The organism is Shewanella denitrificans OS217 (assembly GCF_000013765.1).
GTDB lineage: Bacteria > Pseudomonadota > Gammaproteobacteria > Enterobacterales > Shewanellaceae > Shewanella > Shewanella denitrificans.
This window is the reverse complement of sequence record NC_007954.1, coordinates 3,055,855-3,079,045: the sequence shown is the minus strand read 5'-3', so window position 1 is coordinate 3,079,045 and position 23,191 is coordinate 3,055,855. Positions and strand designations below refer to the sequence as shown.

19 protein-coding genes are annotated in these 23,191 nt (G+C 45.1%); 9 read left to right on the top strand and 10 right to left on the bottom strand.

Annotated elements, in window-relative coordinates:
* Position 1 precedes the first annotated feature (1 nt).
* Positions 2-880, bottom strand: a complete 879-nt coding sequence (gene nadK, locus SDEN_RS13400) for an NAD(+) kinase (protein WP_086022112.1) — start codon at positions 878-880, stop codon at positions 2-4.
* Positions 881-979: 99 nt separating this feature from the next.
* Here nadK and grpE point away from each other — a divergent pair, with 99 nt between their 5' ends.
* Complete coding sequence (grpE, locus tag SDEN_RS13395; protein WP_011497002.1) at positions 980-1,585, top strand: nucleotide exchange factor GrpE; 606 nt, start codon at positions 980-982, stop codon at positions 1,583-1,585.
* A gap of 140 nt (positions 1,586-1,725) precedes the next feature.
* Here grpE and dxs read toward each other — a convergent pair whose 3' ends face one another.
* The 3 genes from dxs to xseB are packed head-to-tail and all read right to left on the bottom strand — an operon-like array spanning position 1,726 to position 4,732.
* A complete protein-coding gene (gene dxs, locus SDEN_RS13390; RefSeq protein WP_011497001.1) occupies positions 1,726-3,594 on the bottom strand; it encodes a 1-deoxy-D-xylulose-5-phosphate synthase in 1,869 nt (622 codons plus the stop codon).
* A 19-nt stretch (positions 3,595-3,613) separates the two neighbouring features.
* Positions 3,614-4,495: a (2E,6E)-farnesyl diphosphate synthase gene (gene ispA, locus SDEN_RS13385; RefSeq protein ID WP_011497000.1), complete on the bottom strand. Its 882-nt coding sequence runs from the start codon at positions 4,493-4,495 to the stop codon at positions 3,614-3,616.
* Entirely contained in the window at positions 4,496-4,732 is a 237-nt protein-coding gene (gene xseB, locus SDEN_RS13380) for an exodeoxyribonuclease VII small subunit (protein ID WP_011496999.1), read from the bottom strand.
* A 413-nt stretch (positions 4,733-5,145) separates the two neighbouring features.
* On the opposite strand from xseB, the gene pomA reads away from it, so the two are divergent.
* The 7 genes from pomA (at position 5,146) to rlmM (ending at position 12,060) form a co-directional block, all read left to right on the top strand.
* Entirely contained in the window at positions 5,146-5,913 is a 768-nt protein-coding gene (gene pomA / locus SDEN_RS13375) for a flagellar motor protein PomA (protein WP_011496998.1), read from the top strand.
* A 2-nt stretch (positions 5,914-5,915) separates the two neighbouring features.
* The gene (locus SDEN_RS13370) at positions 5,916-6,872 is read left to right on the top strand and encodes a flagellar motor protein MotB (protein WP_011496997.1); all 957 of its coding nucleotides are present in this window, start codon (positions 5,916-5,918) and stop codon (positions 6,870-6,872) included.
* Between the two features lie 253 nt (positions 6,873-7,125).
* Positions 7,126-8,586 (top strand): tRNA uracil 4-sulfurtransferase ThiI, encoded by a 1,461-nt coding sequence (thiI, locus tag SDEN_RS13365; protein ID WP_011496996.1) that lies wholly within the window; start codon positions 7,126-7,128, stop codon positions 8,584-8,586.
* A gap of 158 nt (positions 8,587-8,744) precedes the next feature.
* Positions 8,745-9,656 (top strand): transcriptional regulator GcvA, encoded by a 912-nt coding sequence (locus SDEN_RS13360; RefSeq protein ID WP_011496995.1) that lies wholly within the window; start codon positions 8,745-8,747, stop codon positions 9,654-9,656.
* Between the two features lie 54 nt (positions 9,657-9,710).
* Positions 9,711-10,427, top strand: coding sequence for an alpha/beta fold hydrolase (locus tag SDEN_RS13355; RefSeq protein ID WP_011496994.1), 717 nt, complete (start codon positions 9,711-9,713; stop codon positions 10,425-10,427).
* A 41-nt stretch (positions 10,428-10,468) separates the two neighbouring features.
* Positions 10,469-10,870, top strand: a complete 402-nt coding sequence (locus tag SDEN_RS13350) for a DUF423 domain-containing protein (RefSeq protein ID WP_011496993.1) — start codon at positions 10,469-10,471, stop codon at positions 10,868-10,870.
* Between the two features lie 86 nt (positions 10,871-10,956).
* Positions 10,957-12,060 (top strand): 23S rRNA (cytidine(2498)-2'-O)-methyltransferase RlmM, encoded by a 1,104-nt coding sequence (gene rlmM / locus SDEN_RS13345; RefSeq protein WP_011496992.1) that lies wholly within the window; start codon positions 10,957-10,959, stop codon positions 12,058-12,060.
* Between the two features lie 80 nt (positions 12,061-12,140).
* On the opposite strand, the gene SDEN_RS13340 is transcribed toward rlmM, so the two are convergent.
* Positions 12,141-13,151, bottom strand: a complete 1,011-nt coding sequence (locus tag SDEN_RS13340) for an isocitrate dehydrogenase (protein WP_011496991.1) — start codon at positions 13,149-13,151, stop codon at positions 12,141-12,143.
* Between the two features lie 263 nt (positions 13,152-13,414).
* On the opposite strand from SDEN_RS13340, the gene SDEN_RS13335 reads away from it, so the two are divergent.
* Positions 13,415-16,384 (top strand): S9 family peptidase, encoded by a 2,970-nt coding sequence (locus SDEN_RS13335; protein WP_011496990.1) that lies wholly within the window; start codon positions 13,415-13,417, stop codon positions 16,382-16,384.
* A 95-nt stretch (positions 16,385-16,479) separates the two neighbouring features.
* Here SDEN_RS13335 and SDEN_RS13330 read toward each other — a convergent pair whose 3' ends face one another.
* From SDEN_RS13330 to SDEN_RS13310, 5 genes are all read right to left on the bottom strand, one after another.
* Positions 16,480-16,908: a DUF3192 domain-containing protein gene (locus SDEN_RS13330; protein ID WP_011496989.1), complete on the bottom strand. Its 429-nt coding sequence runs from the start codon at positions 16,906-16,908 to the stop codon at positions 16,480-16,482.
* A 53-nt stretch (positions 16,909-16,961) separates the two neighbouring features.
* Positions 16,962-17,720, bottom strand: coding sequence for a flap endonuclease Xni (gene xni / locus SDEN_RS13325; RefSeq protein ID WP_011496988.1), 759 nt, complete (start codon positions 17,718-17,720; stop codon positions 16,962-16,964).
* Between the two features lie 59 nt (positions 17,721-17,779).
* Positions 17,780-19,135, bottom strand: coding sequence for a nucleotide 5'-monophosphate nucleosidase PpnN (gene ppnN / locus SDEN_RS13320; protein ID WP_011496987.1), 1,356 nt, complete (start codon positions 19,133-19,135; stop codon positions 17,780-17,782).
* A 59-nt stretch (positions 19,136-19,194) separates the two neighbouring features.
* Positions 19,195-20,751 (bottom strand): GGDEF domain-containing protein, encoded by a 1,557-nt coding sequence (locus SDEN_RS13315; RefSeq protein WP_011496986.1) that lies wholly within the window; start codon positions 20,749-20,751, stop codon positions 19,195-19,197.
* Positions 20,752-20,957: 206 nt separating this feature from the next.
* A complete protein-coding gene (locus SDEN_RS13310; protein ID WP_011496985.1) occupies positions 20,958-23,168 on the bottom strand; it encodes a tetratricopeptide repeat protein in 2,211 nt (736 codons plus the stop codon).
* Positions 23,169-23,191 lie beyond the last annotated feature (23 nt).

The window sequence follows — 23,191 nt, the reverse complement described above, 5'->3', positions numbered from 1 at the left end:
GCTAAAACAATTTGCTGCCCCAACCTAGCTTGTTTCTGAGGACGTGAAAATAATTATGCCCCTTAGGGTGGATAAGCATAAGCCGTTGTTGACTGCGGCGTATGATGATTTCATCCCCAGGCAATACAGATAAGTGGACATGGCCATCACAGCTGACTTCTAAATTTTCACCGTTATCGGGGGACACCACGAGTTTTATTGTACTGCAAGCATCGACCACGATTGGGCGGCAAGAAAGCGTATGGGGAAACATGGGGACAAGAATAAGCGCTTGTAAATTTGGCGTTAAAATGGCGCCGCCAGCAGATAGGGAATAAGCCGTAGAGCCGGTAGGGGTTGAGACTATCATGCCATCGGCCCTTTGGCTGTACATAAATTGCTCATCAATATAGACCTCAAATTGGATCATATGGGCAATTTTACCAGGGTGGAGCACGGCTTCATTTACCGCAGTGTTGCTGGCCTTTATCATGCCATGACGATGGACTTCGGCTTCGAGCAAAAATCTGTGTTCGGTTTCAAACTCTCCGCCGAGGACTTGGGCTAATTGGGTCTCAAAGCCATCTGGAGGTAAATCAGTTAAAAAGCCTAAATTACCACGGTTGACCCCAATTACCGCCACATCATAACGGGCTAATACTCGGGCAGCGCCAAGCATATTGCCATCACCGCCGACCACTATGGCTAAGTCGCAACGTTCACCTATTTCCACCAAATCCACTGCCTGAAACTCAATTTCCAATTCAGCAGACACCCGCTCTTCAACCAGCACAGTGTAACCTTGCGCCGTTAACCACAGGTGTAACTTTTCTATGGTTTGATTGGTCCCCTGATGATGGGGTTTGCCTATTAGGCCAATTGTCTGAAATTTTTTGCTCATATTAGGAGTTGATCTAGCTCTAGGCCTTGAAACGTCAGAATTGATCCCCATAATATGCCCATAGCATTCAGAAACAAAGCATTTTTAGCTGGAGTGAAAATGAGCACAGAGCCAACAAACCAAGATCAAGCCCCAATCGATGAAGCCTTAACTCAAGAGGTTGCCCAAGACGAGGCAAGCTTAATGGACGAGTTAACCCAGGCAAATTTCCGCGTAGAAGAGTTGGAGCAGCTTTTGGCTGAATCACAAGCGGCCTTAGCCGAGCGTAAAGATGTTGAGATGCGCGCCGCTGCTGAAACTCAAAACATTCGTACTCGCGCCGCCAAGGACGTAGAGCAAGCCCGCAAGTTTGCCCTCGAGAAATTTGCTAACGAGTTGCTGCCTGTTATCGATAACATGGAGCGCGCACTGCAAGGCACTAACCCTGAAGATGAAGCTACTAAGGCTATCTATGAAGGGGTTGAGCTGACAATGAAAGGCTTCTTAACTTCGGTTGAGAAATTTGGTGTTAAGCAAGTCAACCCACAGGGTGAGACTTTTAACCCCGATCACCATCAAGCCATTGGCATGCAGCCAAGCCCTGATTTCCCTGCCAATACTGTCATGATGGTGATGCAAAAGGGCTATTTGCTCAATGATCGCCTATTGCGCCCAGCCATGGTCATGGTGTCTCAAGGTGGACCAAGCGTCGATATCGAAGCTTAACCTTTTGCGAAGCAGCAAGTAAGCTTGTAGCAACAAAGGTTGTGGTAATAAAAAAGGACTGAATTTTCAGTCCTTTTTTTGTGTCTTGATTTAGGTAAATTTCAATTGGGAAAATTTACCATTAGATTTATTAAGCCAGTCTATTCACTCAAGTACTCTTGGATCTGAGCGAGGATACCTTTCGAATCTAACCTGAGTTCAGCGATGATTTCATCCGGTGCGCCGTGCTTAATAAATTCATCCGGCAAACCAATTTGTAGCACAGGTTTGCAGATTTTAAGCTTATGCAAGGCCTCGATTACCCCAGAGCCTGCGCCGCCCATAATGGCATTTTCTTCAATGGTGACAATCACATCATGCTCAAGCGCCAAAGTATGCAATAAATCCACATCCAAAGGTTTGATAAAACGCATGTCGGCGACGCTGGCATCGAGCTGCTCGGCAACCTCTAAGGCAGACGCTAAGGTGGTGCCAAAGTTTAAGATGGCAATCTTCTTTCCTTGACGACAGACGCGACCTTTTCCTATAGGAAGGGCGGTCATTTGTTCAATTTGTTCAGCCCCAGTGGCAAAGCCCCTTGGATAGCGCACCGCTGTCGGCCCATCTTGATAACGATAGCCAGTGTACAGCATCTGACGGCATTCATTTTCATCGGCTGGCGCCATGATGACTAAATTGGGAATGCAGCGCATAAAGCTTAAATCGAATGCACCTTGATGAGTGGCCCCATCGGCGCCAACTATGCCGCCGCGATCTATGGCAAATAGCACAGGTAAACGCTGCAGCGCTACATCATGAATGAGCTGATCGTAACCGCGCTGCAAGAAGGTTGAATAAATTGCCACCACGCTTTTAAAGCCTTCACAGGCAAAGCCTGCCGCTAAGGTTACCGCATGCTGCTCTGCGATGGCCGCATCGAAATATTGCTCAGGAAAACGCTGGGAAAACTCCACCATACCTGAGCCTTCGCGCATGGCTGGGGTAATGGCAAGCAGCTTGTCATCTTGGGCAGCAACATCACATAACCATTTACCAAACACCTGAGAAAACGTCGGTAAACCTGGCTTGGTTGCGGGTTTTTTAAACTGATCTGGGTCAAATTTTGGCACAGCATGCCAGCCGATGGGATCTTTCTCCGCTGGCTCATAGCCGCGACCTTTCTTGGTCATAATGTGCAGGATTTGTGGGCCTTTAAGGCTGCGCATATTACGCATGGTTTCCACTAAGGCATCCACATCATGGCCATCGATTGGGCCAATATAGTTAAATCCCAATTCTTCAAACAAGGTGCCAGGGACAACCATGCCTTTAAGGTGTTCTTCGGTACGCTTGGCCATTTCTTTGATGACAGGCATGCCTTGTAAGACTTTTTTACTGCCTTCACGTATTGTGGTGTACAACCTGCCTGACATCAGCTGAGCGAGGTGATTGTTCAGAGCACCAACGTTTTCTGAAATTGACATTTCATTGTCATTGAGCACCACTAACATGTCTTTATGTAAGTCACCAGCGTGGTTCATGGCTTCAAACACCATGCCGCCTGTCATGGCGCCATCACCAATAACGGCAACCACTTTGCGGCCCGCCGCTTCTTTATCTGCTGCTATGGCCATGCCTAAGGCGGCACTGACTGAGGTGCCAGAATGACCGACACTGAAGGTGTCGTACTCACTTTCTTCACGCCATGGAAAAGGATGCAGGCCATTTTTTTGTCTTATGGTGTGCATTTCATCCCGTCTGCCGGTCATAATTTTATGGGGATAGGCCTGATGGCCCACATCCCAAATCAAGCGGTCAAACGGAGTATTGTAGACATAATGCAAGGCAACGGTGAGTTCGACTGTTCCTAAGCCAGAGGCAAAGTGTCCACTTGAATTACCCACAGACTGGAGTAAAAATTGACGTAATTCAGTCGAGACTTGAGAAAGCATGTTTTGAGGCAGCTTTCTTAAGTCTTCAGGAGTATTGGCCTTAGCCAATACTGGAAATTTAGATATGTCAAAACTCATGGCAGGTATGTTAGCTCTTTTATAATCTTCGCGTAATGATGTATCTGGCGAAGTCTGCAATTAACTGGGTATTGTAAGGTAATTCTTCCAGCGCTGATAGTGCCTGTTGGACAAGTTCTGTCGCCTGAGCTTGCGCTGCGGCTAATCCTAATAATTTAGGAAAGGTGCTTTTATTGGCTTGCTCATCGCTGCCTTGGGGCTTGCCTAATTCTTGAGTCGATACAGTGACATCTAAAATGTCATCTTGTACTTGAAATGCTAACCCTAAGGCATGGGAAAACTGGGCTAGATGAGCTCGTTCCACAGGACTTGCATCGGCTAGAATAATGGCCAACTCCACGGCGCAGCTTATTAACGCGCCTGTTTTTTTATTATGCAGTTGGGTGAGTTGGGCTAAATCTATGGCTTTATTGGTGGCGGCTAAATCTATGGCTTGCCCGCCGCACATGCCTTGATAGCCCGCGGCCTTGGCTAAGACTTTAACCATGTGCAGTTGTTGAGTAGGGCTAGTGTCTGCTTGACTCTCTGTCATGAGCTCAAAGGCCAGTGATTGCAGCGCATCGCCAGCAAGAATGGCTTGAGCTTCATTGAACGCAATATGTACGGTTGGTTTACCGCGCCTTAAATCATCATCATCCATGGCGGGTAAATCATCATGGATAAGTGAATAGGCGTGAATGCATTCGATGGCGGCGGCGGCATTGTCCAGTTTTTCAAGCGGGACCTTGAGCATTTGACCTATGGCATAAACCAAAAAAGGCCTGATACGTTTGCCACCCATGAGGGCGCCGTAGGTCATGGCATCTTTCAATTCAGGGGCGCAGTCGTCAAGTTGCTCGAGCTTATTCTTGAGTACGATATCGACTCTTTGCTGATATAGTTCAATCGCTTGGGCTAACACTTAATCACCTTCAACATTAAACTGGCTGAGTTCTGTGTCGCCTTCATTGAGCAAAATAGAAACTTTTTGTTGTGCTTGTTCCAGCTTCGCCTGACTTTGTCGAACCAGATTGATACCACGTTCAAATTGTTTTAGCGCATCATCAAGGGAAACATCACCTTGCTCAAGTTGGATTACTATCTGTTCAAGTTCGCCAAGCGATGCTTCGAAGCTGAGATTTTCAGGTTTTTTAGCCACGTTTTCATCCTTTCTTTTATCCGCTGACAAGGTATATCAGGGCGGCCCATGGGTCAAATAGAGTCGTGCTATATTTGTTCAAAATTGGAGCCAATGAAGGAAATTTGTTGAGAAAAATAAAATCGAACTAAACTTGCTTTAGCTTTGACCGATATAGAGAGAGCTAAATGCGAATCAATGCCACAAAAAATGAAGTATTTCAGGGGGTAAAATAATGAAATACTGGGCGCGATTACTAACTAAGGTTACACTGTTAGTTAACTTGTGTTGTCGTTAACCCTTTCGTTGAAATAGATTAGAAATAATAAGCAGGTTTTAACTGTGGAAGATAAACACACAGAGAGAAATTTGCCTTAACGCTTTTTTGGGATAACCCGGATGCAGGCCATAGAGACTGCAGTTGAGGAGTAATTGTGGATTTAGGAACGCTGATCGGCATTATAGGTGCTTTTGGATTTATCGTTGGTGCCATGGCCACCAGTGGTGGTGTTGGTTTATTCATCGACGTCGCGTCGGTGCTCATTGTGGTCGCAGGTTCCGTGTTTGTGGTAATGATGAAATTCAACCTCAAGCAATTTTTTGGCGCTGTGAGCATTGGTCTCAAAGCCTTTATGTTTAAAATTGATAAGCCAGAAGAGCTTATTGAGCAGTCGGTAAATATGGCCGATGCGGCTCGAAAAGGCGGCTTTCTCGCGTTAGAAGAAGCGCAAATCACTAACAGCTTTATGCAAAAAGCCGTGGATATGCTAGTGGATGGCCATGACGGTGAAGTGGTTCGCGCCGCCTTAGAGAAAGACATAGCGCTTACTGAAGAGCGTCATAAAACGGGTATTAGTATTTTTAGGGCCTTTGGTGACGTGGCGCCTGCCATGGGCATGATAGGTACCCTTGTGGGCTTGGTGGCTATGTTATCAAACATGGATGACCCCAAGTCTATCGGGCCTTCTATGGCGGTGGCCTTGTTAACGACACTTTATGGCGCCATGATTGCTAACATGGTCGCCATTCCTATGGCGGATAAATTGTCGCTGCGCATGGCTGAAGAAATGCTGAATCGTAACCTGATTATGGATGCGGTATTGGCGATTCAAGATGGGCAGAACCCTAGGGTCATTGAAGGCTTCTTGAAAAATTATATTTCTGAGAAAAAACGTAAAGTAGATACGACGGACGGGGAGTAACTATGGCTCAAGCCAAGTGCGTATGTCCTCCTGTTGGCGCGCCGTTATGGCTGGCAACTTTTGCCGATCTCATGTCGCTGCTAATGTGTTTCTTCGTGCTGCTGCTGTCTTTTGCTGAAATGGATGTGATGAAATTTAAGCAAATCGCGGGCTCGATGAAATACGCTTTCGGGGTACAGAATAAAGTCGAAGTGAAAGACATTCCTAAGGGAACGTCTGTGATTGCCCTTGAGTTCAGGCCGGGTCGCCCAGATCCTACCCCTATAGAAATTATTAACCAGCAAACCAATGAGATGACTCAGCAGACCATAGAGTATCAAGCGGGTGAAGATGATAGCGCAGGTGGGGTGCAAAAACAGCAAGGGGAGCAGCGCGGCGGTGAGGCGTCGGCAACGGCTCAAGAAACTGCGGAAGCGAAAAAGTCTGAATCTTCGTCATCTCAAGAGAATATCAATGAACAAGTTAAGAAAATGGCGGAGCAACTTAACGAAGAAATAGTAGATGGTGCCATTGAGATTGAATCCTTGGGGCAGCAAATTATTATCCGTATTCGTGAGAAAGGCTCCTTCGCTTCGGGTTCTGGGTTCTTGCAACCTAAGTTTAAGCCGGTGATCCGCTCCATAGGTAGTTTACTTAAAGACGTCCCTGGGATCATTACCGTTGCCGGTCATACCGATGGTATGCACATTAGTAATGAACTTTATAGTTCTAATTGGGATTTATCCAGCGCCCGTGCAGTGGCTGTGGCTCATGAATTTATGCGTGTTCCAGGTTTTGATGAAACACGCATGAAAGTCGTTGGAATGGCTTCAAATGATCAATTGGTGAGCAATGAGTCCAGTGAGAATCGCAGTCAAAATCGCCGAGTTGAAATTACTATCGAGCAAGGTAAGGCGAAGGAATCCGATAACGAAATCATAGCTAACCCCAATACTCAGCCTGGCACTGAGGAAAACTAGTTTGGCGCTATTAGCCGGCCCATGAGTTTGGATCATCAACGAAAAATGCCGCGCTAGTCGCGGCTTTTTTGTGGGCGTTTTTCTTTGGTTAAAGGCCTGAGTTTGCTATAATCCGCGCCATATGAGTCTGGGGGAATATTTCCAGATGTTTGCTCTTGTCAAATGGCTTAATTTTCAATTGCTTGCTATTTTACTTTGCAAGTATAAAGAGATTGAGCCCGAATGACATAAAATACTAGTCTGCGGAAATCCAATGAAGTTTATCGTAAAGTTATACCCAGAAATCATGATGAAGAGTAAGTCGGTGCGCTCGCGTTTTACTAAAATGCTTGAGACCAACATACGCAATGTCCTTAAAAAAGTTGATGAAGATGCCAAAGTGCAGCGTCAATGGGACAGGATCATGGTTAGAGTACCGGCAGATAGACCTGAATTGGTGGATGCCTTCGCCGAGCGTTTAGGCTGCATTCCGGGTATCGCCCACGTAGTGCAAGTGAATGAATACACCTTTGATTCAGTCGATCATATCTACCAGCAAGTGCTGCCTTTATATCGTGAGCAACTTGCGGGTAAGACCTTCTGTGTTCGCGTTAAGCGCACTGGTCAGCACGATTTTAAATCCATCGAAGTTGAGCGTTATGTCGGCGGCGGCTTAAATCAGCACACCGATGCGGTTGGGGTAAAACTTAAAAACCCAGATTTAACCATTAACCTAGAAATCGACCATGAGAAGCTATACATGGTGGTGCGCCGCATCGAAGGTTTGGGCGGTTTTCCTATGGCCACTCAAGAAGATGTGCTGTCGCTCATTTCTGGTGGTTTTGACTCAGGGGTTTCAAGCTTTCAGTTCATTAAGAAAGGGGCCCGTACCCATTATTGTTTCTTCAACCTTGGCGGCTCACAGCATGAGATTGGCGTTAAGCAGGTGGCTTATCACCTGTGGAAAACCTATGGTGAATCTCATAAGGTGAAGTTTATCTCTGTGCCGTTCGAAGGTGTGGTGCAAGAAATTCTTGAACGTATCGACAACGGTCAAATGGGAGTTATTCTAAAGCGGGTGATGATGCGCGCTGCGACCTTGCTGGCGGATAAATACGGCATTCAAGCATTAGTCACAGGTGAGAGCCTAGGTCAGGTATCGAGCCAGACATTGACCAATTTAAACGTGATTGATAGATGCACAGATTTGTTAATCTTGCGTCCTTTAATCGCCATGGACAAGCAAGATATCATCAACCAGAGCCGCATTATTGGCACCGAAGATTTTGCAAAGTCTATTCCTGAGTATTGTGGCGTGATTTCTCAAAAGCCAACGGTGAAAGCCGTATTGTCCAAGATTGAAGCCGAAGAACTTAAGTTTTCTGAAAACTTAATTGAAAACATAGTGGCTCAAGCGAAAGTCATCGATATTAAAGATATCGCCATCGAAATGGACAACCAAATCGCGGCCGCCGAAGCAGAAACTGTAGTTGCTGTGGACACGCAAGAAGTGGTTATCGACATTCGCGCTCAGGAAGAAGAAGAGAAAAACCCGTTGAGCCTGCCCGGCAAAACTGTGATGACTATCCCTTTCTTTAAACTGTCTACTCAGTTTGCAGACTTAGACAAATCAGTCACTTATTTGCTTTATTGTGAGCGCGGCGTGATGAGTAAGCTTCAGGCTCTATACTTGATTGAGCAAGGTTACACTAACGTTAAGGTGTATCGTCCTTAATCACTAAATATATCTTTGAACAAAAAAAACCGCGCTCATGCGGTTTTTTTATGCCCGCTTTGCCGCAATACCTGCTTTACAAATAAGTCTATATAGGGATAATCATTAGAAAAACTTATGATAGCAATCACAATAATAATAACGATAAGCGAGTTCCTATGTCTAGACGACTGCCGCCTCTCAATGCTGTAAAAGCGTTTGAAGCTGCCGCGCGCCACCTAAGTTTCACCCGCGCCGCCGAAGATCTTTTTGTTACCCAAGCAGCCGTAAGCCATCAAATTAAAGCCTTAGAAGACTACTTGGGTTTGAAGCTATTTCGCCGCAAGAATCGATCTTTACTGTTAACGGAAGAGGGTCAGAGTTACTTTCTTGATATTAAAGATATTTTTACCCAGTTAAGTGAGGCTACCGACAGATTATTAGCCCGCAGCGCCATAGGCTCGTTAACTGTGAGCATGTCACCCAGTTTTGCTATTCAATGGTTGGTACCACGATTAGCCAAATTCAGTGAGAAAAATCCCGATATTGATGTACGCATTAAGGCGGTGGACAGTGAAACAGGCTCACTCACGGATGATGTGGATGTGGCCATTTATTACGGCCAGGGCAATTGGCCTAATTTGAAAGCCGATAAACTGCGCAATGAAGTCTTGATCCCTGTGTGCTCGCCATCACTGCTTAATGGCAGTAAACCCCTTGAAAAACCAAGCGATCTTAAATATCACACCTTACTGCATGATGCTAACCGCCAAGATTGGCAGGCCTGGTTTAGGCAGTGTGGGGTGACTGACATCAATGTCAATCAAGGGCCTATTTTCAGTCACTCATCATTAGTGTTGCAAGCCGCGGCCCATGGGCAAGGCGTCGCCTTAGGTTACAGCGTGTTAGCAAGGCCAGACATTAAAGCGGGGCGACTTATTTGCCCATTCCCAGAAGTCTTGGTCAGTAAAGATGCCTATTTTCTTGTGTGTCAGCAGGCTCATGCAGAACTGGGTAAAATCGCTGCATTCAGGGCATGGATGTTAGACATGTTCGCCGAAGAATCAAGAAGTGAACTATTAACGCCTTAATATCCCGAACAATCACTTTTTGATATTGCGAATACAAGATAAAGGATAGGCAAGATGAGCGTCATGACACAGCCAGAGGCCAGTGCTTTAGCGATTGATTATGTCTTAGAGGGCAATTCCAGTGACACCTTGGTGATTTTTGCTCATGGCGCTGGAGCCAATATGCACTCAGATTTTATTCAGCAGATGAGCCGAGATTTGCTTGATGGAGGCTGCCAGGTATTACGATTTAACTTTTTATATATGCAAGCCAATATGCAAGATGGTAAGCGCAGGCCCCCTGATAGAGCGCCTAAGTTACTGGCACATTTTGAATCAGTGCTTGACTGGCTTGAGGATAAAGTCAGTGTTGGAGAGCTCTCGCCTAAACGGGTATTTTTGATGGGTAAATCCATGGGGGGGCGCATGGCCGCGACGCTGATGTCAGACTGTGCGTCCGCAGCTAAGTCCACCAAAGCACGCAGTATTAGAATCGATGGCATTATTTGTTTAGGCTATCCCTTTATTCCAGTTAATGGCGGTGAACCTAGGCTTGATGCCCTTAATGCTTGCCAGGTACCTGTGTTAGTTATTCAAGGTGAACGGGATAAATTCGGCACTAAAATGCAGGTGCCGATTTGGGACATATCCGAAAGCATAACGTGGCAATGGCTTGTGGATGGCGATCACAGCTTTGTGCCTAGAAAAGCTTCGGGAGTCACACTCGAGCAGAATATGGCTCAGGCAATTGAGGCAAGTTTAGCTTTCATGAAGCGAGAGCAATGGGGTTAATCTCAGTCCATATGTGTTACCAATAAAGGTTAATAAAACCCATGAATCGAACTTGGCTTATGCTTGGCTGTGTTGGGGCGTTTTTGTCTGTGCTATTGGGCGCATTCGCTGCCCACGGCCTGAAAAAACTGATATCCATTGATATGATAAATATCTTTAGCACAGGGGTGGATTATCAGTTTTACCACAGCTTCGCGCTATTTATTTGTGCCATTTATGCCAAAGAATGCCAGCAACAGCCAAAGGCACAGCGCTTTCTTGCCTTGGCGGCCCGTTTTTTTATCATGGGCATAATGCTCTTTAGCGGATCACTTTATTTATATGCACTCACTGCGCAGAAGTGGTTAGGGCCAATAACCCCCCTTGGTGGCGTGTGTTTTTTACTGGCTTGGGTTTGCCTTGGCATTTGCTTTTGGTCAAGCCAAAGCAAGCGTGAAATTTAAGGCAGTCAAAGTCCAAGGAATTTAGTTATAATGCAGCCAAGAAAAAATCTTGGCCCAATTGGGCCATCCGATGAGTTAAGGTTGTGATGAAAAACCTCTTTTTATTTTGCCGCGCAGGTTACGAAAAAGAATGTGCTGCAGAAATTCAGCAGCGCGCTGCAGAGATGAATGTTGGCGGTTTTGTAAAAACCACTAACAATGATGCTTATGTCATTTATCAATGTTTTGAAGACGATGGCGCGGACACGTTAGCCAAAATGCTGCCATTGAATAGCTTGATTTTCGCTCGACAAATGTTTGCAGCGTCTGAGTTGCACAGCGACTTGCCTGAACAAGACCGAGTGGGTCCCCTAGTGGCAAGTCTACTCGAGGCTGATGTAACTAAGTGCGGTGAGCTGAGAGTTGAAACCCCAGATACCAACGAAGCCAAGGAATTATCGGCATTTTGTCGTAAGTTTACTGTGCCATTACGCCAAGGCTTGAAAAAAGTTGGTGTGTTGCTGGATAAAGAAAATGGCCGTAGGCCAATCATCCATGTGTGTTTTGTCGGTCCTGGTAAAGCTTATGTGGGTTATTCTCTGAGTAATAATAGCTCGCCTCATTTCATGGGGATCCCACGCTTACGTATGGCGGCGGACGCACCGAGTCGCTCTAGCCTTAAACTCGATGAGGCCTTTGGCGCATTCTTAACCAAGGAAGAGCAAGAAATGCGTTGTCGTAGTGGCTTAAAGGCTGTCGACTTAGGCGCCTGCCCTGGAGGCTGGACTTATCAATTGGTGCGCCGCGGCATGATGGTGGCTGCGGTTGATAATGGCCCCATGGATGAAAAGCTGATGGAAACCGGCCAAGTAAAACATTATCGCGCCGATGGTTTTAGGTTTGAACCGCCCCGCAAGAACATCTATTGGCTAGTGTGTGACATGGTTGAGAAGCCATCTCGTGTTGCTGAGCTAATGGAAGCTTGGGCTATCAATGGTTGGTTTAAGGAGGCGATTTTCAACCTTAAACTGCCGATGAAGAGTCGCTATAAAGAAGTTCGGGTGATTTTAGATACCATGGGCGAAATTTTTAAAGAAAATGAAATCGACTATCGCTTACAGTGTAAGCATCTCTACCATGATAGAGACGAAGTCACGGTTCATTTGTGGATTTTCCCTGAAAAAGGGGTGAGCTACGCCGAAATGGGCTAGCAAGCCATTAGGGTAAATGCCTAAACAAAAAGCCCTATCAAATTGATAGGGCTTTTTAGTCTCTCTAATCATTTAGTTTATTAGACTAAACGATCTAATACTGCTTGAGTGAAGTCGGTGGTACCGTGAGTGCCACCCAAATCGCGGGTGGTGCGATCGCCTTCTTCAATCACAGCCGACACGGCGCTGCGGATCATCTCTGCCTTATCGGCCATGCCTAAATATTCAAGCATTTGGATAGACGCTAAGATAACCGAGGTTGGGTTGGCTAGATTTTTACCTGCTATATCCGGTGCACTGCCGTGTACGGCTTCGAAAATTGCCGCATCACGACCAATGTTTGCCCCAGGGGCCATGCCTAAACCGCCCACTAGACCTGCGCATAAGTCAGATAAAATGTCGCCGAATAAGTTGGTGGTCACTATCACGTCGAAATTTTCTGGGTTCATCACAAGTTTCATGCAAGTCGCATCGACGATCATCTCTTCTGTGGTGATGTCTGGATAGCGAAGGCTCACTTCACGAGCCACTTTCAAGAATAACCCTGAGGTAGACTTCATGATGTTAGCTTTGTGAACTATGGTCACTTTCTTACGGTTTTCTTTGCGAGCGAGCTCGTAAGCGAAGGTGGTGATCTGCTCGGCGCCTTGACGCGTGATGATACTGGTGGCTTCTGCTGTCTCGCCATCTTCAGACACTTTCTGGCCTAGGCCTGAGTACATGCCTTCGGTGTTTTCACGCACTGTGATGATGTCGATATTTTCGTAGCGAGCCTGAGTGCCTTTAAAAGACAAGACTGGGCGCACGTTGGCATATAGGCCGAACTTTTTACGTAAACTTACGTTAATTGAAGTGAAACCTTCACCTACTGGCGTGGTTAACGGGCCTTTTAGGGTGATGCGGTTTTTTTCAATAAGATCTAATGTACGTTGTGGTACTAGCTCACCGTGCTTTTCTAGAGCAACAAGGCCTGCATCGGCGAATTCATATTCGAAATTACATCCTGCTTTGTCGAGGATTTTTAATGCTGAATCTATGATGCTCGGGCCAATCCCATCACCTGGGATCACGGTTATTGTACGCTTTGACATGATTTGTCCTTCCACAATGTGGTTACTGCTGTTGTCAGCCCCAAAAGCGTAGGCTTGTAGGGCGCTTGAATATTGTTACTCAGCCGCGTATTTTAACTAATTTGGTTATTTATTTACAGAAATTAGTGAGAAATATCCCTTTTAATCCACCTTTTGGCCAATTTAATTCAGGGAATGCCTGAAGTTGGCCATTGCCTTTTTGACCTTCACGGTGTTCCCGTGTAGTTTGCTCGGCAAAGTCGAAAAAATAATAAGGAAAACCCTTGAATCGCTACTCAATTCTTAGGCCCCATTGGTCTAAATTGCTCCTCTTAGGTTTATTCGCTTGTGCAAGCGGCTTAGCTCAACCAAGTGTATCGCTAGTGGGGGCAGAAACTGTCAATGCTCAAGGTTTGCAAGGGAGCACCAGGCCCTTAACCTTAGAGGACATCATGCATTATCAAACCCTGAAATTGCCGCAATTGTCTGACAATGGGCAATTATTAGCGGTTGAGGCAAAGCCTGACAGGGGAGAGAGTCAGGTATTGATTAAGCCTTTGGGTCATGGCGAGCCTAAGCGAGTGAAGGGCAGCAAGCCACAAGTGAATGCTGATGGCAGTTTTGTACTCATTAGCCAAGAGCCTAGCTTACTTGAGCGTGAAACCTTAGAAAAAGCGCAATTAACCACTCGGGCCGTATTGCTTGATAGCCAGACAGGCACTGAGCAGGTTTTTGAACATGTAAAACAGGCGAGATTTAGCCCAGATGGCGCCTATGCCTTGATTTGGTTTGAAGAAGATAAAACCAAAACTGAACATAAAATTGATAACGACATTCATAATGAGCCAGATGGGAGCATTGCCCCTAATGCTAAACCTAGTTCTAAGCTTAGCGCTAAAAGCAAAGCAGCAACGTCGGCAAACACTAAAACCGCCAAGGCCGATAAAGAGTTAGCTGAAAGTGAATTACTGCTTATTCGCTTAACTGACAACAAACAGCATAGGTTTTCTCAAGTTAGTGTGTTTGCCATGGGCGAAAATGCCAAAGGCCTGTTACTGGCTCAGGGGCTCACTGATTGTAAAGACGGCAAGGATAGCGCAAGTGAAACCCTCGCTGCTAAATGCAACGGCCAACAATTGCTATTTGTGGATTTTGCATCCTTTAAGATAACGCCTTTATTTAACAGTAACACTCACAGATTTGGCGCATTAGCGTTAGCGGATGACTTAAGTTATGGGGCATTTACCTTAGGGAATAGCCTTGAGCTTAGATCTGTGCGTGAATATCAATTACACCGAATAGATATTGCCAGTGGTCAAAAGACTGCAGCACCAAAAGACACGACATGGCTTTATAATCAGTATTCTAGCTTAGTCTTTTCTCAAGACAATCAACGTTTGTTTGTTGGACGAGTGCCTAACATAAGGGCATTAGCTCAAAAGCCAAAACTTGATACCCAAGCTAAATTATTCGATAAGGCCCTTATTCAAGCTAACAGCCAAGGCAATGTTTGGCACGGTGATGATAGAAAAATTAAACCCCATGAAATTCATGATTATGAAAAGTCATTGAAAAAAACCTACCTTGGGGTTTGGCACATGAGTAGCGAGAGATTGTTACAAATCGCCAACGAGCAGTTGCCTGAGGTTAAAGCTGGCCAGCAAAGCCGATTTTTACTGGCAAGTTCTGACATACCTTATCAAAAGATGATCACTTGGGCGGGGTTCTTTCGTGATTGGTCAGTGGTCAATCTTAATACTGGCAAAGCCACAGAAGTACTGGTTCAGCACCCAAGTGACTCCCCTATGAGCCTGTCACCGGATGGCAAGCAGCTTATTTATTTCAAGCAAGGTCAGATTTGGCTCTATAGTCTGATGAGCCAGCGGCACACCAATTTGTCGGCCAAGATAGCCACGCCCTTTAGTGATGAAGATCATGACTACCCCTCGGCGGCGCCAGGCTACGGATTTGGTCCTTGGCTTGCCGATAGCTCAGCCGTGTTAGTGTATGATAAATACGATATCTGGCAGTTTAGCAGCCAAGGCTCAAAAGCCATTAACCTGACAAATGCACAAGGCCGTAAGCAGCAATTACAGCTTAGGGTGAAAGCACTGGTTAACGATAAAAGTCGCCAAGCTGTGGTGAATAAAGGGGATACACTATTACTGCAGGGCTATAACGAGCGCACTAAAGCCGATGGTTTTTATCAGGCCAAAGTCGGGAAAACCGGGCTCAGTGTTGTCGTGGAAGGGGATCATAAGTTGACAGTTTTGGCCCGCAGTAAAAACACGGGGCAGTTTTTGTTCTCAAAAGAAAGGTTTGATTTGTATCCCGACCTCTATAGCGCAGATATTAATGCGCCAGCGACTTGGACACAGCAGACGTTTCTTGCCAAGCAGCAAGCCCCTTTTACTTGGGGGAATGCTGAATTAGTGCAGTGGACCAATGATAGCGGCAAGCGCTCGGATGGTGTGCTGATTAAGCCAACTCACTATCAAGCGGGTAAGGCTTACCCTGTCATAGTGTATTTTTACCGCTTTATGAGCGACAGATTACATGACTATCCCGATATGGCCATAAACCACAGGCCTAACTTTGCTTGGTATGCCGACAATGGTTATGCCATCTTCTTACCGGACATTCGCTTTGAAGAGCAATACCCGGGTCTATCGGCGGTTAAAGCGCTCACTTCTGGGGTACAGCATCTTATCGATATGGGCATAGCTAAAGCCGACGCCATAGGGCTACATGGTCACTCATGGGGCGGCTATCAAACAGCCTTTGCTGTGACTCAAACCCCCTTGTTTAAGGCGGCAGTGGCAGGGGCGCCTGTTGCAAACATGACCAGTGCCTATTCTGGGATCCGCCATGGCAGTGGACTTGCTCGGCAGTTTCAATATGAAACCGGCCAGAGCCGCATGGGCCAAAGTTTGATGGATATTCCGCTGCGTTACATGGAAAACTCGCCGGTATTTTATGTTAAGCGAGTCACTACTCCTTTGATGATCATGTTTGGTGATAAAGACGACGCCGTGCCTTGGGAACAAGGAGTTGAATTATATTTGGCCATGCGCCGCGCCGGCAAAGCCGTGGTCTTTTTGCAATATGAAGATGAGCCGCACCATTTGAAAAAGTACCCCAACAAGCTCGATTACAGTATCAAGATGATGCAGTATTTCGATCATTACCTTAAAGGTTTACCCGCGCCAGACTGGCTTAAACAGGGGCAAGCCTATCAAGAGTATCGTGACTAGTTGGCCGTTAAACGTCGCAAGTGATGAAGTGAAGTAGAGACAAAAAAGCCCATTAACATTAAAGGTTAATGGGCTTTTTTTTGGGGGATGAATATTTACTGTTCAGAGACAATATTGGCCGTTGCTAGGCTAATGTTCGCATTGAGGTACTGCTGATAGGTATCAGGCCCCCAAGCGATGAGCTTCTCATTGTCAAACAACAGGGGAGTGCATTCATCTTTGGTGGTGATGCCATCGCCTTTGATGTGGTGAGTGCGGTAATACATTATCTGTAGCGCCGTGCCTGTCACCGTTTTCGCTTCCACAAAATCGGCTTCCCCCATCAGGGTGACTATCTCATCTAAGCTTTGGCCTAACTTGATATGGCTGAGCTGTTGTAAATTAAAGGCTTGCCTGTCATCCCAATCTTTTTCACCGGGCAAAGGATCGTAGCTGCTGAACATCACAGCAACAAAGACTAAATAGGCTGAGAAGCCTCCTAATAAGACTAAGGTTAGTAAGGAGGGTTTGTTTTTCTTTTTCATGTTTCAGGGCCATTCCTGTTCTTGGCAATAGGGATAGTTTAACGAAAATGTTACTATTTTTTAACTCTAAATTGTTTCAAATTAATTTCTAATGGCATATGGCATTGCAGTTGCCCCAGCTTGTAGCTAATTCTGGCCATTTCGCGTCCCTCGGCAAGTTTCTGGGCTTGCTTGGCACCTAAATTATCTAATGAGTTATAAATATTAGCTAAGGTTCTGAACTTATTGAGTAAATCAGCTGCTGATTTGGGCCCTATGCCAGCTATCCCAGGGATTTTATTACCACTGTCTCCAGCGAGCGCAATAAAGTCTAAGAATTGATATTGCTCCACGGCGAGCTTTTTCTCATGGGCGCTAATGTCTAAAAAAAGCTGCTTAAAATGATCCCAAATTTGAATATTCTTTTTCACTAGCTGACTAAAGCCCTTGTCTGTTGAAACGATAATAGCAGCGCCGCTATTTTCGACCATTTTAGTGGCCAAGGTGGCAATAACATCATCGGCTTCTGACTCGGCTTCAAGGGAATGTATGCCCGCCTCACTGAGTGTGTTACGTATACCCACTAGGGCTATTTTTAATGCTTCAGGCATAGGCTTTCGCCCTTTTTTGTAGTCGCTATAGAGCTTTTTCCGCCAAGACTCTTCATCGCCATCCCAGACCACTATGACGTGAGAAGGCTGATGAGTCTTGAGCATTTTAGTGCAGGCGAGCAATGTCATTTGTTGGACATTATTGATGTCATTCTCGTCAGGCTGCGCCGCATGTATGCGGCGCACTAAGTTGAGTCCATCTATGATGAGTAGTGTATTCATGTTCTAGTTTAACTAATGAGTGAATGAGTGATTGAAATGACCCAACGGCTGTTATTTCACTATTTAATGATCTGATAGCAAGGCACATAGTCGCTACCAGGCAGTTTCATTCGCTGCTGTTTGACGAAAGCACTGAGCAGCTTGTCCATCATTTCCATCAAGTGGGGATCGCCTTTTATTTGAAAGGGACCAGCTTGTTTGATGAGTTTGATGGTTTCACCTTTTACATTGCCTGCCACAATCCCCGAAAACGCTTTACGCAAATTGGCGGCAAGTTCAGCCTTGTTCTGCTGAAAATACAAACTTAAATCGGCCATCACTTCGTGGGTGGGTTCAAAGGGCAGTTGAAACTCGGGCTCAATTTTTAACGACCATTGGTATTGATAAGCATCACCGCAAGATTTGCGATAGGTTTTCACTTGCTCCATGCCTTGCTTCATAATTTGTGCGACCTTTATGGGGTCATCCACTATGATCTGGTATTTACTCTGAGCTTCTTCCCCTAAAGTGGCGCCAACAAAGGCATCAATTTCGTCAAAGTAGTCGGCGCTTTGGGCGGGACCTGTGAGCACCAAGGGGAAAGGGATTTCGCTGTTGGCTTGATTGAGTAAAATACCTAATAAATACAAGAGCTCTTCAGCAGTACCGGCGCCGCCTGGGAATATAATGATGCCGTGACCTAGGCGCACAAAGGCCTCTAAACGTTTTTCGATATCGGGTAAAATCACTAACTCATTGACAATTTGATTGGGTGGCTCGGCGGCAATAATACTGGGCTCAGTCAGGCCTATGTAGCGTGCATTTTTGACCCTTTGCTTAGCATGGCCAATAGCGGCGCCTTTCATCGGGCCTTCCATAGCGCCAGGGCCACAGCCAGTACAAATGTCTAAATCCCTAAGGCCCAATTGGTAACCCACTTCCCGAGTGTATTGGTATTCAATTTCGTTGATACTATGCCCGCCCCAGCAGACGATGACATTGGGATCTTTCATCGGTGAAATCGCGCGAGCATTGCGCAAAATATCGAAAACCACGTTAGTGATGTGGCTGGCGTTGGTGAGATTGATGTGTTTAAGGTTTTCGTACTTGTTACTGATATAAATAATATCGCGCAACACGGCGAATAAGTGTTCTTGAATGCCAGCGATGATTTGCCCATCGACAAAAGCTTGTTCTGGGGGATTTATAAGCTCAATTTTTACGCCGCGCTCACGCTGCAATACGTTGATGTTAAAGGTATCGTATTGAGTGAATAAGTCTTCGGCGTTATCGCTTTTAAGGCCTGATGCTAACACGGCCAGAGAACAGCTGCGATAGAGCTGATAGAGATCGCTCTTAGCGCCTTGCTTAAGGCGGTCTACTTCCAATTGAGACAGTTGATCTAAACTTCCACGCGGGCTGATTCTTACTATCATAGGCAACTCCTTAGCGTATACAGAATTACAATATAGCCAGCAGCCACACTTGGATATGACTAGACCTCTATCACAACTCTGTCTCGACCATTGTTTTTGGCCTTGTAAAGGGCAGCATCGGCACGCTCGAACGTCTCAGTGCAGAGTTCATTTTCTAGCACTTGCGCAGCCCCTATAGACAATGTAACTGTAATTCTCTGATTTTTAAACTTAAACGGAATATTTTTTATTTTCTCCCGTACTCGGTTCAATAATTGAGATATGTGCAGTTCAGTGACATCGGGTAACAAGAGCACAAATTCTTCACCGCCGTAGCGGGCAACAAACTCACTCTCACGTAGGGAGTTTTTCAGTGCCATGGCGATGACTTGTAAGGTTTTATCCCCAGTGCTGTGGCCGAAGTTATCATTGATTGATTTAAAATGATCTATGTCAATAACCGCAATCCACAATGGGGTATTAAAGCGTTTATGATGGCGGTATTCTTGCTCCATTTTGTCTTCGAGTGCGGCGCGGTTGGCCAGCTGAGTCAAGGGGTCGAGCAAGTTAAGCTTCTGATGTTCAAAAAGTTGTTCTTTATAGCTGTTGGCTTCATTAGTGATATTAGCCAATTCTTTGCGCATGGCCTCGATGGATTTACGCAATACCGCCTGTTCGCGTTCCTCTAAAGATTCTTTTCGGGTTAACGCATCCCGCAGTGAACTGAGCTGTATGGTTAACTGAGTTTTAAGCTCGGTGAGATCTGAGGTTTCAATCAGAATACCGTCGGCATTGTCGACCCTAAGGTTGATTTCCTGATTAAGCTGAGCTTTTATTTGTTGACTGCGTTGATTGTGATTATGGCTGTTGTTTACCACATCCCTTACGATAGACAGTGCATCGTTGAGGGCATATAAAAAATCTTCAGAGGCGGTTTTTTCTCTGGCGATATTATCCAGTAACAGGCATAACACCGTTTGGTAAGACTCAAGTAAGCTGCTAAGGCTTATGTCACTGAGCAGCACTTCCTTGAGGACTAAGACTTGATCTCTTTGCTCTTTCCTAAATTCAATCTCGGAAATTTTTTGTGCCAACTCTTTTGCTAACTGAATGTGCTGCGGCAAAATTTGGTAATTATCGGCGCCTTTTAAATCTTGGGCTAAAATAGACTCGTAAAACCCAATAAGCTGCTCAACTTTTGGAATATAATCCCAAATGGTGTGAAAAGGTTTGTCTAAATCTTGTTTGGCGTAACCAATCTCTTTTTTGAGTTTGTCTGGCGCAGAGTTGACACGCTGAATTTGTCTGATGACTCTAATTAGGCCTTGACGGCTATCTTCGAGTTTGAGTTTAGTGTGGTTGTAGCTGTTCTTTAATAATCGCTCAATGTCCATCAGTTCAGGCAAGGCATCATCAATCTGCTCGAAATTATTCAAGTTATGGCGCAGCTTGGCGAGTTTATTGTCCAGCTCTAAGTGCTGACCTTTACAAGCAAGGCTTAAGTGATTGATAAATTGTACTAAGGTTTTGAGTTTGCTGTTTCTATCGTCCGTGATTTCAGCTAATGCAGATTTAGTGGAAAGAAGCTTTTGCTTCAACAGGGCAATTTGCGATATTGGCGTACTTAGATCTTGCATTATAACGCTTTCCTACATAACTCACTGGCTTAAGACAATCCAATGTCCAGCATCAGATGAAAGGCGTATAATATAACATTTCACCGGAACTGAGAATCCAGTATGGTGAACTATGTTACTAACATCATTAAAAAGGTTATCGTTTGTTCATTATTGCAGCAATGCCTTTGGTTGCTCACTCAGTCCAGTCTCAACTTTGGCACTGACTAGTTTGTAGGCCAATCTATTTCATTGATAGAATAATTACTGTCAGCCCGTATCATCCCCCTTTGCATCGCCTGAGCAAGGTTTAAATACAAGGGTTTAAAGAAAATAGCCGCAGGGGCAAAATTTAACGCCCGTAAACTTAGATAACTGTCTTTCTTTTCCATGCTCAGTGCCGCGGCGAGCGCAAATTGTGCCGTTTCGAATTCCAGTTCAGGGCTAATTTGCACATCTGGGTTAGGGTGTAAGGGTAAGTTCACATGGCCTAAGTTAACAGTATTGTCAAAATTAGAGGCGCTATTAAAACCTAAGTAAATACGTTGATTCAAGTGAAGTTCAGTGAGGCAATTTTTTAGTTTTTCAGCGACGTCAGCAATATTGACATTAGTCTCGAAATAAAACCCAAGCAAACCACTATGGATAACAAAGACTTGTGTTGCCATCTGTGACTCAAAATAGTCCACATGAGCGTGTAACATACTGTTTGCCTGAGACTGACCTAATAGCAACTCACAGTTAGCTAAGGAGTCGATGCGAGCTAAGACTAAGGTTTGTTGTACTTGAGGCTGGCTGTGTTGATCTAGCCCTTTATGATGTTGTGTTAACTGTTTTATCAGCCCTTGATAGCCCTTTAGCTGAGTCACAGGCTCTAAGGACAAACTCTGCCGTTGTTGCTTCACTTTGCGTCTTAAATTGCGATTGTATCTATAAAGAGAATAGAGTGCGGGTAGCAGCAAGGTTATTATGGCGATAAGTGCAAAAATAATCAGGTGATTCTGCTGCTTTTGTTGAATATATTGGCTATTTTTAAGCTGTAACAAATTGAGTTCAAACTTAAGTTTCTGTTCAGTCAAACTGAGGCTTGCCATATCCTCTTGCAATGCGGGCTGCTTGGCCTCAATAAGCGCTAACAGGGTCTTCAGTGCTTTTATTGTTTCAGGAAAATCATTCAATTCACCGTGGGCTTGAGCCAGGTAGCCTAATGCTTCTATTTGCTCATCAATAAGCTGTTTGTTTTTGGCTATGATGAGTGCTTCATTGCCGTGGTGTACGGCCTTCTGCCATTCTTGTTGTTCGACAGCCCATTGAGCAAAAAGCAATTCATTGTAAACCAAGTAGTGCAGCGTCTTTTTTTGCCTAAATATATCATTGGCTAACTGCATATATTTTTCGGCAGCTACTGGGTTATTTAGGTGTTTATAGGCTTCACCTATATTGTGAAAATTAAGCGCCTCTCCAATTGAGTTGCCTAATTTGTCATTCACTTGTTGAGCATTGAAGTAATAATCTATGGCTTTGTGCCATTCTTCCTGCGCGCCATAAATCATGGCAATTACCGTTAATGCCTCTGATACTTTAGGTTGCTGATCTAATTTTTGGAAGCTGGTTACTGCCGCATGAGCATTCTTAAGCGCATCACTCCATTGTTCCAAATCACGATATGTGCGTGCCAGTTGGAATTGTAAACTGGCTTTAATGACGGGGTAATCGAGGCGGTTTGCTATGCTAAATGCTTCGCTATAATGCTGTAATGACTTAGCTAACTCTTTCTTTTTATTGTAATACAGCCCCAGTGCGGATTCACTTTGGGCAATGAAGTAATCGTTTCTTAGTTGATAGGCAATTGCACGGTACCGATTCAGGTGCGACAGTGCAGGCACTTCTTGAAGTAACATATAGTGCAGCTGACTAAGGTGTTCGTGTAGGGTGTATTTAAACAAAATAGCGGCAATATCTTGCTCGTCTGAAATTCTAGCTAAAGCCTGATTATAAAGATTAACGGCTTGGGTAAATTCATGTTTCTCCTTTGCGATAAGCCTTGCTTTGAGCATTAACACCACAGACTCTTCCAACGGCGTTGTCGCAATGGATTCAAGCTGGGTGACTAACAGACTAACATCGTCAAACTTAGTGTCACTCTTTACACTTGACTCCAGGTTCAATCTGGCAAGAATTTCTATGCTGCGATGCAGTTGATTCGCTTCAAAGCTAAGATCCTTAGCAAGGGCTTCAAATTCGGCGCGGCCATTAAAGACCAAAGGCGATCCTGTGGTTTTATTGAGTTCCAGATACAGTTGATGTGGCTGTTCTCTAAAGTTCACCTCAAGCTGTTCATTATACTGCACTAAGGCAAACGCAGGGCTAGGTAAAAAGGCCAATAATGCCAGCATGATAAAACAGATTGCATTTGCTAAGGGTCGATTTAATGTCATTTGTAAGTTTTTGTTAGTTAGGT